The sequence below is a fragment of the Pseudoduganella sp. S-14 genome, assembly GCF_049913285.1.
In the GTDB taxonomy this organism is placed as follows: domain Bacteria; phylum Pseudomonadota; class Gammaproteobacteria; order Burkholderiales; family Burkholderiaceae_D; genus Rugamonas.
Genome location: NZ_CP183991.1, coordinates 5,596,198 through 5,610,402, shown reverse-complemented (window position 1 = coordinate 5,610,402; position 14,205 = coordinate 5,596,198). Strand labels below are relative to the sequence as shown.

The 14,205-nt window shown below is 62.3% G+C and carries 16 protein-coding genes; 13 read left to right on the top strand and 3 right to left on the bottom strand.

Annotation, left to right across the window (positions count from 1 at the left end):
- Positions 1 to 30 precede the first annotated feature (30 nt).
- The 7 genes from ACN9MZ_RS25875 (at position 31) to ACN9MZ_RS25845 (ending at position 5,711) form a co-directional block, all read left to right on the top strand.
- Entirely contained in the window at positions 31 to 912 is an 882-nt protein-coding gene (locus ACN9MZ_RS25875; protein ID WP_426164828.1) for an energy transducer TonB, read from the top strand.
- On the top strand, positions 912 to 1,733 hold the full coding sequence (gene aroE, locus ACN9MZ_RS25870) for a shikimate dehydrogenase (protein ID WP_426339688.1): 822 nt from the start codon (positions 912 to 914) through the stop codon (positions 1,731 to 1,733). The genes ACN9MZ_RS25875 and aroE overlap by 1 nt, the downstream gene beginning before the upstream one ends.
- Positions 1,734 to 1,886: 153 nt before the next feature.
- Entirely contained in the window at positions 1,887 to 2,600 is a 714-nt protein-coding gene (gene mtgA / locus ACN9MZ_RS25865) for a monofunctional biosynthetic peptidoglycan transglycosylase (protein ID WP_426339687.1), read from the top strand.
- Complete coding sequence (locus ACN9MZ_RS25860; RefSeq protein ID WP_426339686.1) at positions 2,597 to 2,974, top strand: DUF4124 domain-containing protein; 378 nt, start codon at positions 2,597 to 2,599, stop codon at positions 2,972 to 2,974. The genes mtgA and ACN9MZ_RS25860 overlap by 4 nt, the downstream gene beginning before the upstream one ends.
- A gap of 103 nt (positions 2,975 to 3,077) precedes the next feature.
- Positions 3,078 to 4,043, top strand: a complete 966-nt coding sequence (gene corA, locus ACN9MZ_RS25855; RefSeq protein WP_426339685.1) for a magnesium/cobalt transporter CorA — start codon at positions 3,078 to 3,080, stop codon at positions 4,041 to 4,043.
- A gap of 98 nt (positions 4,044 to 4,141) precedes the next feature.
- A complete protein-coding gene (locus ACN9MZ_RS25850) occupies positions 4,142 to 4,834 on the top strand; it encodes a hypothetical protein (RefSeq protein WP_426339684.1) in 693 nt (230 codons plus the stop codon).
- A 4-nt stretch (positions 4,835 to 4,838) separates the two neighbouring features.
- Positions 4,839 to 5,711, top strand: coding sequence for a hypothetical protein (locus ACN9MZ_RS25845; protein ID WP_426339683.1), 873 nt, complete (start codon positions 4,839 to 4,841; stop codon positions 5,709 to 5,711).
- Between the two features lie 15 nt (positions 5,712 to 5,726).
- Here ACN9MZ_RS25845 and ACN9MZ_RS25840 read toward each other — a convergent pair whose 3' ends face one another.
- Complete coding sequence (locus tag ACN9MZ_RS25840; protein ID WP_426339682.1) at positions 5,727 to 6,731, bottom strand: hypothetical protein; 1,005 nt, start codon at positions 6,729 to 6,731, stop codon at positions 5,727 to 5,729.
- A gap of 117 nt (positions 6,732 to 6,848) precedes the next feature.
- Here ACN9MZ_RS25840 and ACN9MZ_RS25835 point away from each other — a divergent pair, with 117 nt between their 5' ends.
- A complete protein-coding gene (locus ACN9MZ_RS25835) occupies positions 6,849 to 7,967 on the top strand; it encodes an ATP-binding protein (protein ID WP_426339681.1) in 1,119 nt (372 codons plus the stop codon).
- On the opposite strand, the gene hemL is transcribed toward ACN9MZ_RS25835, so the two are convergent.
- Together hemL and thiD are read right to left on the bottom strand one after the other, a co-directional pair.
- Positions 7,964 to 9,247, bottom strand: a complete 1,284-nt coding sequence (gene hemL / locus ACN9MZ_RS25830; protein ID WP_426339680.1) for a glutamate-1-semialdehyde 2,1-aminomutase — start codon at positions 9,245 to 9,247, stop codon at positions 7,964 to 7,966. The two genes, ACN9MZ_RS25835 and hemL, sit on opposite strands and share 4 nt — an antisense overlap.
- Positions 9,244 to 10,053, bottom strand: a complete 810-nt coding sequence (thiD, locus tag ACN9MZ_RS25825; RefSeq protein WP_426339679.1) for a bifunctional hydroxymethylpyrimidine kinase/phosphomethylpyrimidine kinase — start codon at positions 10,051 to 10,053, stop codon at positions 9,244 to 9,246. The genes hemL and thiD overlap by 4 nt, the downstream gene beginning before the upstream one ends.
- Positions 10,054 to 10,149: 96 nt before the next feature.
- On the opposite strand from thiD, the gene ACN9MZ_RS25820 reads away from it, so the two are divergent.
- The 5 genes from ACN9MZ_RS25820 (at position 10,150) to ACN9MZ_RS25800 (ending at position 14,176) form a co-directional block, all read left to right on the top strand.
- Positions 10,150 to 10,302 carry a rubredoxin gene (locus ACN9MZ_RS25820; protein ID WP_028104578.1) on the top strand — a complete coding sequence of 51 codons (153 nt, stop codon included), beginning with the start codon at positions 10,150 to 10,152 and terminating at the stop codon, positions 10,300 to 10,302.
- 148 nt (positions 10,303 to 10,450) lie between these two features.
- Positions 10,451 to 10,849, top strand: a complete 399-nt coding sequence (locus tag ACN9MZ_RS25815; protein ID WP_426164806.1) for a response regulator — start codon at positions 10,451 to 10,453, stop codon at positions 10,847 to 10,849.
- Positions 10,850 to 10,874: 25 nt separating this feature from the next.
- Positions 10,875 to 11,240, top strand: a complete 366-nt coding sequence (locus ACN9MZ_RS25810) for a response regulator transcription factor (RefSeq protein ID WP_055929369.1) — start codon at positions 10,875 to 10,877, stop codon at positions 11,238 to 11,240.
- Between the two features lie 3 nt (positions 11,241 to 11,243).
- On the top strand, positions 11,244 to 11,792 hold the full coding sequence (locus ACN9MZ_RS25805) for a chemotaxis protein CheW (RefSeq protein WP_426339678.1): 549 nt from the start codon (positions 11,244 to 11,246) through the stop codon (positions 11,790 to 11,792).
- 56 nt (positions 11,793 to 11,848) lie between these two features.
- A complete protein-coding gene (locus ACN9MZ_RS25800; protein WP_426339677.1) occupies positions 11,849 to 14,176 on the top strand; it encodes a methyl-accepting chemotaxis protein in 2,328 nt (775 codons plus the stop codon).
- Positions 14,177 to 14,205: the final 29 nt, after the last annotated feature.

The window sequence follows — 14,205 nt, the reverse complement described above, 5'->3', positions numbered from 1 at the left end:
TCTCTAAAGCATCATTTTTGATTCCAGCGCGTGAAGTATTTCAAAGAAAACCAGTTCCTTGTCATCGCCTCCGCAGTATCGGTGGGTTTCCACGCCGTGGCGCTGATGGTGCATTTCGTCGCCCCCAAAGATTTCAAGGTCGAGCCAACCGACCCCGGCCTTGAAGTCATCCTGGTCAATGCCAAGCATGCGTCCAAGCCGCTGAAGGCCGATGCGCTGGCGCAGGCCGACCTGGATGGCGGCGGCAATGCCGATGCCGGCCGTGCCAAATCCCCGCTGCCCGACATGCGCCGCATGGAAACCGGCGACAGCATCAAGGCCTCCCAGCGCTATATGCAGGAGTTGGAGGAGCGCCAGAAAAACCTGCTGAGCCAAGTCAGGAAGAGTCCTTTGTCGGCCCCGCCGGTGGCGGAAAAGAACCAGACCGACCCTAGCCGCACTGGCGCCGAGCTGATTGAAAGCAGCAAGGCCATCGCCCGCATGGAAGCGGAAATCACGCAAACCATCGACGACCAGAACAAGCGGCCGAAGAAGACTTTCCTGTCGCCGAGCACGCAAGGGGTCGGCTACGCCATGTATTACAACGCCTTCCGCCGCCGCGTGGAGGATATCGGCACGCTCAATTTCCCGCAGAAGGATGGGCGCAAGCTGTACGGCGTGGTGGTGCTGAGCATTCCTATCTTCCAGGACGGCAGCGTCTATGAAAAGGAAGGCGGCACCGTGATCGAGCGCAGCTCCGGCAATCCGGATCTGGACAAGGCAGCGATCAGCATCGTGCGCCGCTCCGCGCCATTCGGCAAATTCCCGCCGAATATGCGCTCCAAGGACCGCGACGACCTGTGGGTGATCGTGCAGAAGTTCGTCTTTACGCGTGAAGAGAAGGTCGAGGTTTCCTACGGAAGCAATCAGTGATGGACAAGTACTGCGTCTTCGGCAACCCGATTGCCCACAGCAAGTCGCCTGAAATCCACGCGGCCTATGCGGCGCAGACTGGCCAGCAACTGAGTTACGAGAAATGGCTTGCACCGCTGGATGGTTTCGGCGGCGCGGTCCGGGCCTTCATTGCCGCTGGCGGCAAGGGGGCCAACGTCACCGTGCCCTTCAAGCTGGAAGCGCACAAGCTGGCCACTTCGCTGACCGTGCGCGCTCAGGCAGCGGGCGCGGTAAATACCCTGGTGTTCGGCGCTGATGGCGGTATCACGGGCGACAACACCGACGGCGCCGGCCTGGTGGCCGACGTCGTGCAGAACGCCGGCGTCGCGATCGCCGGCAAGCGCGTGCTCCTGCTTGGCGCAGGAGGCGCTGCGCGCGGCGTCGTGCTGCCGATCCTGGAACATCGCCCCGCTGCGCTGGTGATCGCCAACCGCACCGTTGCCACGGCCGAGGCCCTGGTCGAGCAATTCGGCGCGCTGGCCGGGCCGGGCGTGTTGTCGGCCTGCGGCTTTGCCGACGTCCTGGGCGCCTTCGACATCATCATCAACGCCACCTCCGCCAGCCTGAGCGCCGACCTGCCGCCCGTGCCGGCCACGGTCTTTGCGCCGGGGGCGCTGGCGCTGGACATGATGTACGGCGCCAGGCCGACCGTCTTCATGGAATTCGCCGCCAGCCACGGCGCCGTCGCGCGCGACGGCCTGGGCATGCTGGTCGAACAGGCCGCCGAAGCCTTCCAGGTCTGGCGCGGCGTGCGCCCTCGGACCGCCGAAGTGCTGGCGTACCTGCGCGCCAAAGTATGAAGGCCGCAAGGTTGCGCTGGACGATGCAGCGATTCGAATCGTGAAACAGGCGGCTCCGTTTGAAAGGCTGCCCGAATCAATGCTTTCACCGGAAAAGAACGACATTTGGGTTGTGATTACTGAGTTTAATTTCAGGCGTGGAGAAGCGTTGGAATGATCAAGAAGCTTTTTGGCCGCTTCACGTGGATAAAGTGGTTCATCATCGTCCCCATCGCGATTTTCCTCGCGGTGCAGCTGTATTTCTTCGTGCAGATCTGGTGGTGGGTCGACCATAACCCCACGATGACGGCCTTCATGCGCGAGCAGCAGGCCGCCATGCAGGAGAAAGATCCGAAAGCGCGCGTGCAGCAGCAATGGGTCGACTACCAGTCCATTTCGTCCAACCTGAAACGCGCGGTGATCGCTTCGGAAGATGCCAACTTCGCCGAACACGAAGGCGTGGATTGGGAAGCGATGCAGAAGGCCTACGAGCATAACCAGGAAAAGAAGAAGGGCAAGAAGATCCACGGCGGTTCCACCATCACCCAGCAGCTTGCCAAGAACCTGTTCCTGTCCGGCTCGCGCAGCTACCTGCGCAAAGGCCAGGAGCTGATCATCACTTATATGCTGGAGATGCTGATGGATAAGCGCCGCATCTTCGAGATCTACCTGAACGTGGCGGAATTCGGGCGCGGCATCTACGGCGCGGAAGCGGCGGCGCGCCACTATTACCGGGTTCCGGCGTCGAAGCTGGGACCGGAACAGGCGGCGCGGCTGGCAGTGATGCTGCCGCGTCCCAAATACTTTGATGCGCACCGCGAATCGGCTTACCTGGCGCGGCGCACCGGCATCATCATGCAACGTATGAACTCAGCGGAGCTTCCTTGAAAAAATATCAATCGGGCATCAGCCTGGTCGCGGTAGCGGTCATCATGGGTGTGTTGGGCGCTGTGGCGGCGTTTGCCCTGATCTCGATGCGGCAGGAGCGCAACCTGTTTGCCGAGGGGCTGAACAAGGTCGGCGCCAAGGCCGCGGAAGTGGCCGCGCCAGCGGTGGCAACGGTGACGCCGCCGCCGGCGCCGATGCGCAAATGCGTCATCAACGGCAAGACCGTGATTTCCAATACCGAATGTGGTGAAAAAGGCAAAGTCATCGAGATCCACGACTCGCACGGCATCGAGCCACCGAAGGAGGCGCCCAAGCCGCCGCCGGAAGCGATGCCGAATGCCACAGACCGCGCCATTGAGCGGGCAACGCACTAAAAATATGCATCGCCGGGGGTGGCGACCAGCCCCTCTTTGCGGGTACACTTGCGAAGTTTTTTAGAACCCGCGCTCTACATCCCCTGTCCGGTTGAGATTGCCTATGATTAATGTTTTCGTTTTACAAAATGGCCGGCTCAACCAGGTGCCAATTGAGACGCGCGAAGACCTTGAACAAGTGGCGCCGGTCTGGGTCGACCTGACTGATCCGACAGACGACGAACGCGCCTGGGTCAAGTCCATCTACGGCGTCATCCTGCCTGGCGAAGACGAAGTCAAGGACATCGAAGCCTCCGCCCGTTACTACGAAGCGGAAAACGGCGACCTCCACCTGCGTACCGACTTCCTGCTGGAAGAAGATGAGGGCCCGTCGCGCGTGGTCACGGTGGCGTTCATCCTGGCCAAGAAAATGCTGTTCTCGGTGCACACCGACGACCTGCCGGTATTCCGCCTGGTGCGCATGCGCGCCCGTTCGCGTCCCGGCTCGATCGCCGACTACATGGACGTGCTGCTGGACCTGTACGCCACCGACGCCGAGTATTCGGCAGATGCGCTGGAAGGCATCTACCAGAACCTGGAAGAAGTCTCGGGCCGCGTGCTGCAGGAAGAATTCACCGACAGGGACGCGGCCGACGCCCTGAGCGCCATCGCGCACGAGGAAGACTTGAACGGCCGCATCCGCCGCAACATGATGGACACGCGCCGCGCGGTCTCGTTCCTGATGCGCGGCCGCCTGCTCAATTCCGACCAGTTCGAGGAAGCACGCCAGATCCTGCGCGACATCGAATCGCTGGACGGCCACACTTCCTTCCTGTTCGACAAGATCAACTTCCTGATGGATGCCACCGTCGGCTTCATCAACATTAACCAGAACAAGATCATCAAGATCTTCTCGGTGGCCTCGGTTGCCTTCCTGCCGCCGACCCTGATCGCCTCGGTGTACGGCATGAATTTCGACTTCATGCCCGAACTGAAATGGCACCTGGGCTATCCATGGGCCTGGGGCTTGATGATTGTCAGTGCTGCCGCGCCATTGATGTATTTCCGCCGCCGCGGCTGGCTGCGTTGATGTAAGGCAACATATTTATTTGCTAAGCCCTGTTTGACAGGTAAAATTTCGCCGCGACTTCCGGTTGCGCGAAATTTTAACTATACGAAAGGGCTGAGATGAGATTCGGATTTGGGCTGCTGCTGGCCATTGCCGCAGGCTGGCTGGCAGGCTGCGCCACCGCGCCTCAGGCCCCCGTCTCGATGGCGTACAGGCCATTTGCCGAGCCGGGCCTGCGCATCGGCGTCGCGATGAGCAAATTGCCCAAGGCGGACACCAGTTTCCCAGGCGCCGAGTGGCCGCTGTGCCATGCCGCCGCCGCGCTGGCAAACGCCAAGCTGACGGCCCACGCGCGGACCTTGCCGACCGATGACCTGGCTGGCCTGAAGGATGAAATCGCCGCAGTGTTGAAACTGAAGGGCCAGGTGCCTGTCGTGATCGATGAGCCGATTGTGGTAGGCCAATTGCCCAAGGCCGGCAGCACAGTGCGCAACGCGGTTCCCAGGGATTACTCTTCGCTCCAGTCGAAGTACCAGCTGGACAAGCTGCTGGTGGTGGAGTTGACGGAAGTAGGCATCACGCGCGCCTATTCCTCGTACATTCCCGCTGGCGAACCCAAGGGAGTTGTCAGCGGTATGTTCTACATGGTCAACTTCAGGGACAGTTCCTACGAGTGGTATGTGCCGCTGGTGCAGCAAAAGAGCGCGCAGGGCAACTGGGATGAGGCGCCGGCCTTCCCTGGCTTGAGCAATGCCTATTTCCAGGCGATCGAAGCGGCCCGCCAGGCCATCCTCCAGCCGCTGGCCAACTAAGACAATGGCCCGCCATCATTGCATTGCCCTGGCCGTACTGCTGGCTTGCCTGTCGGCGGCGAAGGCGGCCGAATCCGCGCAGGCCGATGCCGTCTGGTCGCTGAGTTTGCCGGCCGAGGAAAAAGTCGCCTTCCACGGCCAGGTCAATTTTGACAAGGCAGGCCAGGCGCCGGGCACCATGCTGTATCCGACGCCTGGCCTGGCCGGTTTTATCATGGCCCTGGCGACGCACGCGGCGGTGGTCAATGGCCAGATGAAAGAGCAGCGCAACGAGATCGAAGCTGAAGCGGACCGGATCCTGGTGCCTTTCAGGAAGACACTGAATACCTTCAGCCATGGCGAGCTGGCTGAGCGTGCTTTTCCTGCGGCGACGGGCGTATCCTGGCTCGGCAGCAATGAGCGGCCGCAGTCAGGACTGCTCATTGCCAGCTCGCCGGTGTTTTACATGACGCAGGACCAGAGTGCGCTGATCGTCGACAATACCGTGTCGGTGTTTCAGGCGGGAAGCGAGCAGCCGGTTTACACCAACACGGTGCGGGTCGTGTCGCGTGCCGTGGAAGTGGAGAACGAGGCGGTGTTCTGGCAACGCGACGGCGGCCAGCGGCTGCGGGAGGTAAGCGCTGGACTGTTCCGCGCATCAGTCGAGATTGCGCGGGCGCATGCGTTCGCGCCCATAGCACCGAGTGCCGGCGCCGAGCGCACCTTCCGCTACCTGGAAGGGAAGAATGAGGCAGTCGAACGCGCTGTACCGGTCAGCGAGCATTGCGGCCGTGCGCTGGTCAGGAATTTGCGTGGCTGGCTGATGTCGATTCCGCTCAAGCGCGTGCGCGCGTCGGCGCCCGAGTGCGCTGGGCCGGCCGGGCCGCCAGCGCTGTAGCGCAGCGGACCCGGCTCAGTGCAGCCGCGCGCCCAGCGCCTCAACGAATTTTCCAGGGTCGTCCACGCCAAGTACGATGTGGGTGGCAGCCTGGTCGCCGCCCAAGAGTGTTGGCAGCGCGGTACCGGGCCGCAGCGTGATTTCCACATTCATCGCACCCTGGTGGCGGAAATAGCGCTTGCCAGGCAGGCGCCGCTGCGGATGTGGCACTCGCGCGACTGAGACGATCGCGGCATACGGGACGACGGCATCGGCCGCCAGCGCGCCGCAGCGCAGGTGCAAAGCGGCAGCGCCAAGCGACACTGGCCGTGCCAGGGTGGCGCGATAGTCGGCCAGCAAATAGAGCAGGCCCCAGGCAGTCAACGCCGTAGCGACCCAAGCGGCAGTCGGAGACCATAGGAAGTGCAGCAGCACATGCGCGACGGGGATGTCGAATACCATCAGCCAGATCCACGCAAGCTGGTTGCTTGCGTTGCCGCCGGCGCGGGCGGTCGAAAAATGCTGTTCGCCTTCGAATACGGGCGCCGTGCGCATGAACAGGGCGTAATACCAGATGCGTGCTTCGAACTCCATCAGGCGGCCCGTGGCGCCTTTGCCAAAGCGGCGCCGGATAGCACGCGCCAGGACGCGCTCTGGATTGGCGTCGGCCTGCAGGGCGCGACGAATTCCCAGCAGCAGCCAGGCTGCAAGGGCTATTTCCGCCATGGCGAGCAGTCCAGGCAGTGCCATGCGCAAGCGGTCAAATTCGCGCCATGCCACCTTGTATGCATCGGGGATGGCGAAGCTGCCGAAGGCCAGCCCCAGCAACAACATGGCGGCACATTTCTTGAGCCAATCCTTCCAGTCGGGCCGGCAAATCAGCAAATATGCAACAGGGAATGTAACCAAAAGGTCCAGCAGCAGCGGCCACTCCGGATGCCCCAAGGGGTTGCCCTGTGTCCGGTAAAGGACGAAATGAGCGCCCAGGGCGCCAGCGAATAGCAGTGAAAACCAGTTGTTCTTGCGCCCACTGCGAACCATTGCATGCTCCAGTACTTGTACTTGTCAATTATATATAGCATTCGGGCCACATATTGACACGAAAGTATCTACGTCACATTCTTTCGTTTCACAATCCACATTTACCCCGGAGGCTGAATGACTGAGGTCGGTTTGTCGCCAGCATCGCAAGCGATGCTGGCGCTGCGCGACCAGGTAATCGATGCCTGGCGCGAGGTAGCGCGGGAGACCTTGTGCAAGGCCGGCGAGCTGCCCGACCCGATCTTGCTGAATACCCTGCCGACTTTTTACGAGCACCTGGCACGCCTTCTGACGCACGAGTATTACCAGGCCAGCGGCGTCGACGTGGCGGTGATCGCGCAGGAGCATGGCGGCGAGCGCGCGCGCCTGAGCGGCTATGACACCACCACCCTGATCCGCGAATACCAGCTGTTCCGGCAGGTGCTGTTCAAGATGCTGCACCAGTGTAACGTGGTGCTGACGCATGAGCAGCGCGAGGCGATTGCCACCTCGATCGACAGCGCCATCCGCGAAAGCGTGACCGCGTTCGCCCTGATCCAGTCGGCCTTGCGCGAACAGTTCATCGCCGCGTTGACGCATGACTTGCGCACGCCGCTGTCGACGGTCAGCGTGGCGGCGCAAGTAATCGAAGCCAAGGCGCCCAGCGACGATATCCGCAAGCTGGCCGGGCGCATCGTCGTGAATGCGCAGCGCATCGAAGCCATGACGCGCGACCTGCTCGATTGCATGGTGTTCGAAGGCGGCCAGCACCTGCCGCTGAACCTGGAAGAGTTCGACCTGGCCTTGCTGGCCTATGAAGTGGCGCAGCAGACCATGGAACGCAGCACGGTGGAAGTGCAGGTGGAGTTCGAGTCGGCGCTCGGCTATTGGTGCCGCGCCTCGCTGCAGCGCGCGCTGGAGAACTTGCTGGGCAATGCGCTCAAGTACAGCGCAGCGGGAACGCCGGTCCTGGTCAGGGTGGCCTGTCGCGGCCAGCGCGTGCAATTGTCGGTGCATAACGAGGGCGAGCCGATTCCGGCCGAGGAGCTGGAATCGATCTTCCAGGTGTATCGCCGCGCACGGGGCGGCAAGTGCACGAAGGATGGCTGGGGAGTGGGGCTGCCGTATGCGCGCCGCGTGGCCGAAAGCCACGGCGGCAGCATCATCGTCACCAGTTCAGCGGCGCTGGGTACCACCTTCCTGATCGACATCCCAATTGACGCCCGGCCATTCAGCAGCGCCCCGGTAGTGACTTAAAGCGTAGTGAAGACTCTTTTCGCGGCGGCGATGGTGGCGTCGATCACGGCGTCGTCGTGCTGGGCGCTGACGAAGCCGGCTTCGAAGGCGGCCGGGGCGAAGTAGACGCCTTCGTCCAGCATCTTGTGGAAGAACACGTTGAACTTGTCGCGGTCGCCGGCCATCATTTCGGCGTAGTTGTTGGGCGGCGTGGCGCTGAAATACAGGCCGAACATGCCGCCTTCGGCATCGGCGCAGAAGGTCACGCCGGCTTCTTTCGCGGCGGCGGTCAGGCCGTCGGCCAGGCGGCGCGCGCTGCGGGCCAGGCCCTGGTAGAAGCCGGGCTGCTGGATCAGTTTCAAAGTGGTCATGCCGGCCGCCACGGCGACCGGGTTGCCCGACAGGGTGCCGGCCTGGTACACCGCGCCCACCGGCGACATCTTCGACATCAGTTCCTTCGAGCCGCCAAAGGCTGCCACCGGCAGGCCGCCGCCAATCACCTTGCCCAGCGCGGTCAGGTCGGGCTTGATGCCATACAGTTCCTGCGCGCCGCCGAGGCCGACGCGGAAGCCGCACATCACTTCGTCGAAGATCAGGATGGCGCCATGCTCGGTGCACAGTTCGCGCAGCGCGCCCAGGAATTCCGGGGTGCCCTTGATCAGGTTCATGTTGCCGGCCACCGGTTCCACGATGACGCAGGCGATTTCGTCGCCGTATTCGGCGAATGCGGCGCGGATGGCGTCCACGTTGTTGTAGTCGAGCACCAGGGTGTGCTTGACGAAGTCTTCCGGCACGCCGGCCGAGGTCGGGTTGCCGAAGGTGAGCAGGCCGCTGCCGGCTTTCACCAGCAGGGAGTCGGCGTGGCCGTGGTAGCAGCCTTCGAACTTGACGATCTTGTCGCGGCCGGTGGCGCCGCGCGCCAGGCGCAGGGCGCTCATGGTCGCTTCGGTGCCGGAGGACACCAGTCGCACTTGCTCGATCGACGGCACCAGGCGGCAGATTTCTTCCGCCATCTCGATTTCCGCTTCGGTCGGGGCGCCGAAGGACAGGCCGCGCGTGGCGGCATCCTGCACCGCCTTCACCACTTCCGGATGGGCGTGGCCGACGATGGCCGGGCCCCAGGAGCCGATGTAGTCGATATAGCGCTTGCCGTCCGCATCCCAGAAGTAGGGGCCTTCGGCGCGGGTGATGAAGCGCGGCGTGCCGCCCACCGAGCGGAAGGCGCGCACCGGCGAATTGACGCCGCCCGGGGTGGACTTCTGGGCGCGTTCAAACAGGATGTCGTTGTTCGAAGTAGTCATATTTTGAAGAATCGATTGGGGACAAAGCGCCCCATGCCATAGCGCTGGGCATGGAGCAGGGTCTGGTAGGTGTATTGTTCGGCGCGTTCCACCGCTTCCGGCACGGCCAGGCCGTGCGCCAGGTAAGCGGCGATGGCGGCCGACAGGGTGCCGCCGGCGCCCACGAAGGGGCCCGGCAGGTGCTGCCATTTGTCGTGGCGCAGCACGCCTTCGGCGCTGTACAGGGTATTGGCGCGCTGGCCGCTGCCGGCATTGGTGCCGGTCACCAGCACGTACTCGCAGCCGAGGTCGATCAGGTGCTCGGCGTCGTCGGCCATGGTTTCGCCGTTGCCCAGGTCGCGCCAGGTTTCGGCCATGCGCGCCAGTTCGACTTCCGACAGCATCAGCAGCGTGCCCTGCGGCACCAGCAGCTGGCGCAGCACGGTCAGCAGTTCTTCGGGATCGTCTTCGTCGCCCGGCGGCGGCAACTGGCTGCCGAAGGGGTCGAGCACCAGCGGCGCGTCGGGATAGTCGGAGACGATTTCGGCCAGGGTAGAGACATGTTCCAGGTGGTCCAGCGCGCCCACCTTGAAGGCTTGCACGGGCACGTCTTCCAGCACCATGCGGGCCTGGTCGGCCACCCAGTCGGGATCGACATGCTGCTGGTCTTCGACGCGCGCGCTGTCGCCCACCAGCAGGGCGGTGGTGGCGGACAGGCCGCGGCAGCCGAGGGCATGGAACACAGCCAGGTCGGCATGCACGCCAACCGCGCCGACCGGATCGGCCACGCCAAATGTCAGGATCAAGGGAGATGTTTGGTTTTGCACGGCGGTTAGATTAAGATACCTAATTCAGCATTTTACTTTATTAGAAGGTGACTCAACGTGAGCAGCAATGAACCAAGCCAGGAATTCCAAAGCTGGATGTGCCTGATCTGTGGCTGGATTTATGACGAAGCCGCAGGCTTGCCGGAAGAAGGCATTGCGCCAGGCACCCGCTGGGCCGATGTGCCGATGAACTGGACTTGCCCGGAATGCGGCGCGCGCAAGGACGATTTCGAGATGGTCGCCATCTAATCGTTATGTTGTTGAAAACTTAGTTTCTTATCAAATAAGGAATGTTTCCAAGTTTTCAAATAAATAAGTGTTTCTTTTAAGCAGCAGATCCTGCCATACGGCTGTCCCCTGTGCTATCGTAGCGAGACTATAGGGAAATACTTTAGAAATGACGACTAAACCGCAAGGAACCGGACTGAAAATCATGGTGATCGACGATAGCTCGACTATTCGCCGGTCCGCAGAAATTTTCCTGACCCAGGCGGGATACCAGGTAATCCTGGCTGAAGATGGCTTTGATGCGCTGGCCAAGATCAATGACCAGCAGCCTGCGCTGATTTTCTGCGACATCCTGATGCCGCGGCTGGATGGTTATCAAACCTGCGCCCTGATCAAAAAGAGCGCCAAGTTTCATACGACGCCAGTGCTGATGCTCTCATCCAAGGATGGCTTGTTCGACCGCGCACGCGGCGCCATGGTCGGTTCGGCTGCCTACCTGACCAAACCCTTCACCAAAGATAGCCTGCTGGCTGCGGTGCGAGAGCACACCGCCGCCGCCAGTGCGTAAAACACCGTAATACAGAGAGTAAAGCATGGCCATTCAACGAATCCTGATCGTAGACGACTCGCCTACCGAGCGTTATTACCTGACCGACATCCTGGTGCGCAGCGGCTTCACCGTGTCCACCGCTGAAAACGGCGAAGAAGCCATGGCCAAGATCAAGGCCGACAAACCGCAACTGATCCTGATGGACGTGGTGATGCCTGGCCAGAACGGCTTCCAGGTCACGCGCGCCATCGCCAAGGATCCTGAGCTGCAGGACGTGCCGATCATCATCTGCTCGTCCAAGAACCAGGAAACCGACCGTATCTGGGGCATCCGCCAGGGCGCCAAGGATTACCTGGTCAAGCCGGTCGACGCGGCCGAGCTGCTGGCCAAGATTGCCGCGCTCGGTTAAGCGATGACGACCGAACAGCAGGCGCCGACTGGCGCTGAACGCCGCAGCCGCCTGCGGCAGTACCAAGTGACGCTGCTGGAGCGCATGCAGGCCGCCAAGGCCGGCACGGGCAATGCCGGCCGCGAACTGGGCGTGCTGCTGGGCGGCCGCCGCTGCCTGCTGGACCTGACCCAGGTCGGCGAAATCGTGCCGTTCCAGGCTGTGACAGCGGTACCGCTGTCGCAGGACTGGTATCGCGGCCTGTCCAATATCCGCGGCAACCTGGTCGGTGTGGTCGACCTGGCGCGCTATATGGGCGAGGCCGGCACCCAAGCAGGCCCGGACAGCCGCCTGGTGACGTTTGCCACCCACCTCAACTTTAATGTAGCAATCCTGGCCGGGCGCGTGCTTGGCTTGCGCAACCTGGACGAAATGGTGGAACAAGCACCGGCGGACAGTGGGCAAGCTGCCTGGGGTGGCCAGCAATTCAAAGACCGTGAAGGGCAGCAGTGGACCAGGCTGGACCTGGGCGAACTGGTGCACGATGCGCGGTTCCTGCAAATCGGCCTGTAATCTCGCGCTGCCATCGGGCAGGCGCAACATATTGAAAGCTATCGGGGGACGTAGTAATGGCATTTAAATTTTTGTCGCGCTCCGCACCGGAGGCCAGCGCCGAGCTGGGTTCCAATTCGGAGTTTGCCAACTTTAACAATTCTCAGTACGAAGGCGCGTCGCCAGAGGCGGCCGTTGACACTGCTGAACAACCGGCAGCGACCGAAAGCGTTACCCCGGAAGCGGCGGAAGGCACACGCGGCTTGCTGCAGCGCCTGCGTACCAGCTCGGTGGGTGAGGCTGCGGCCAACGTCAAGCTGCCGCTGATCGGCCACCTGCCCAGCGCGCGCCAGCTGAGCCTGCTGTCCACCACGCTGGGCGTATCGCTGCTGCTGTCGGTGGTCTTCGTGGCGTGGAACGCGTACAACAGCGGCGTGACGTCGACCCGTACCCAGATCGCTTCCGACGTGCTGATGCACTCGCAGCGTATCGGCAAGGCGGCGCCCAACGCGATTAAGGGTAACCAGCAGGCGATCAAGCAGCTGGAGGACAGCCGCAGCGAATTGAATCGCGCGCTGCTGGCGCTGGCCGACGGCGGCCGCTATGCAGGCCACTCGGTGCTGTCGGCGCCGGGCGCGGTATTGCCGACCCTGAACGATGCCCGCAAGAAGTGGACCGCTTCCGACAAGGCTGCCGCCACCATCGCCAAATACAAATGGGACTTGGCAGGTCTGGACGAGACCCTGCAAAAGCTGAACGCCATGTCGCCTGACCTGCTGTCGCTGACCGAGGAAGTCGCGTCGGCGCGCCTGAAGCAGGGCGGCAGCGCCAAGGAACTGGCGGCCTTGGGCAAGCTGGGCATGCTGACCCAGCGCATGAGCCGTAGCGCTTCGAACTTCCTGACCGAGGGCGGCGTTTCCTCGTCCGAGACCGCGTTCCAGCTGGGCCGCGACGCGACCGTGTTCCGCCAGACCGTGGACGGCTTCCTGGGTGGCAGCGACCAGCTCGGCCTGCCGGCCGTGAAGGATGGCGAGACCCGCGAAAACCTGCAGGCGCTGAAGAAAGGCTTCGAAGACTACGACAAGCTGGTCAAGTTCATTCTGGACCGTCTGGAAAAATTCTCCGCTGCGAAGAGCGCGGAACGACTGCTGTTCAACGAGAACGAAGACGTTCGTGCCAACTTCGCCAATCTGCAGACCAAGCTGCGCGAGCAGCAGGACTCGCTGGGCATCTCGTTCTGGCTGATGGTGGTTGGCCTGACGGTGACCCTGGTCTCCGCTGCGGCGATCGGCCGCGTGCTGCTGCTCGACTCCCAGAATCGCGGCCGCGCTTCCGAACGCCGCCGTCAGGAAGCGGAAGCGATGCGCCTGAAAGCGCAGCAGCAGGAAGAAGAAACCAAGGCCATTAACGAGCAGAACCAGGCCGCAATTTTGCGCCTGATGAACGAACTGCAGGAAGTGGCGGACGGTGACTTGACCGTGCAGGCAACCGTTTCGGAAGACATTACCGGCGCGATTGCCGACTCGGTTAACTACACCGTGGAAGAGCTGCGCGGCCTGGTAGGCCGTGTGACGATTACCGCGGAACAGGTTACCTCGGCATCGACCCACGCCCAGGGCATTTCCAACGACCTGCTGGCAGCATCGGCAGCGCAGTCGAAGGAGATCCAGGAAGCATCCAACACCGTCGTGAAGATGGCCAACGAAATTACCGACGTGTCGCGCAGCGCGGCCGAATCGGCGGACGTTGCGCGCCAGTCGGTTGATGCGGCGCGCCAGGGTGCGGACGCGGTGCAGAACGCGATCAAGGGTATGGACGAGATCCGCGAGCAGATCCAGGAAACTTCGAAGCGAATCAAGCGACTGGGCGAATCCTCGCAGGAGATTGGCGAGATTACCGAGCTGATTTCCGACATTACCGAACAGACCAACGTGCTGGCGCTGAATGCGGCGATCCAGGCGGCATCGGCAGGTGAAGCAGGCCGAGGCTTCTCGGTGGTTGCGGAAGAGGTTCAGCGGCTGGCGGAACGTTCCGCCGAAGCGGCCAAGCAGATCGGTGCGCTGGTGAAGACCATTCAGACCGACACCCACGACGCGGTAGCGGCAATGGAAAAATCCACGCAGGGTGTGGTCGAAGGTGCCAAGCTGTCCGACGCGGCAGGTACCGCGCTGCAGGACATCTCGCAGGTGTCGAACCGCCTGGCCGAACTGATTCAGGGTATTTCCTACGCAACCGGCATGCAGGCGACGTCGGCAAACGGCGTGGCGCACAATATGCAGCACATCCTGCAGGTAACGCAGCAAACCCAGGATGGTACCCAGCAAACCGCGAGCTCGGTTCGCAAACTGACTTCGCTGGCGCAGGAGCTGAAGAACTCCGTGTCGCGATTCCGTGTTGGTGCCTGATTAGTGCCCAAGTTGCCGCTTAATTTTTA

Coding starts and splice junctions, on each gene's coding strand:
- aroE (WP_426339688.1), top strand. CDS start 912: ATGGACAAGTACTGCGTCTTCGGCAACCCGATTGCCCACAGCAAGTCG.
- mtgA (WP_426339687.1), top strand. CDS start 1,887: ATGATCAAGAAGCTTTTTGGCCGCTTCACGTGGATAAAGTGGTTCATC.
- corA (WP_426339685.1), top strand. CDS start 3,078: ATGATTAATGTTTTCGTTTTACAAAATGGCCGGCTCAACCAGGTGCCA.
- ACN9MZ_RS25850 (WP_426339684.1), top strand. CDS start 4,142: ATGAGATTCGGATTTGGGCTGCTGCTGGCCATTGCCGCAGGCTGGCTG.
- ACN9MZ_RS25845 (WP_426339683.1), top strand. CDS start 4,839: ATGGCCCGCCATCATTGCATTGCCCTGGCCGTACTGCTGGCTTGCCTG.
- ACN9MZ_RS25840 (WP_426339682.1), bottom strand. CDS start 6,731: ATGGTTCGCAGTGGGCGCAAGAACAACTGGTTTTCACTGCTATTCGCT.
- ACN9MZ_RS25835 (WP_426339681.1), top strand. CDS start 6,849: ATGACTGAGGTCGGTTTGTCGCCAGCATCGCAAGCGATGCTGGCGCTG.
- hemL (WP_426339680.1), bottom strand. CDS start 9,247: ATGACTACTTCGAACAACGACATCCTGTTTGAACGCGCCCAGAAGTCC.
- ACN9MZ_RS25820 (WP_028104578.1), top strand. CDS start 10,150: ATGTGCCTGATCTGTGGCTGGATTTATGACGAAGCCGCAGGCTTGCCG.
- ACN9MZ_RS25815 (WP_426164806.1), top strand. CDS start 10,451: ATGACGACTAAACCGCAAGGAACCGGACTGAAAATCATGGTGATCGAC.
- ACN9MZ_RS25810 (WP_055929369.1), top strand. CDS start 10,875: ATGGCCATTCAACGAATCCTGATCGTAGACGACTCGCCTACCGAGCGT.
- ACN9MZ_RS25805 (WP_426339678.1), top strand. CDS start 11,244: ATGACGACCGAACAGCAGGCGCCGACTGGCGCTGAACGCCGCAGCCGC.
- ACN9MZ_RS25800 (WP_426339677.1), top strand. CDS start 11,849: ATGGCATTTAAATTTTTGTCGCGCTCCGCACCGGAGGCCAGCGCCGAG.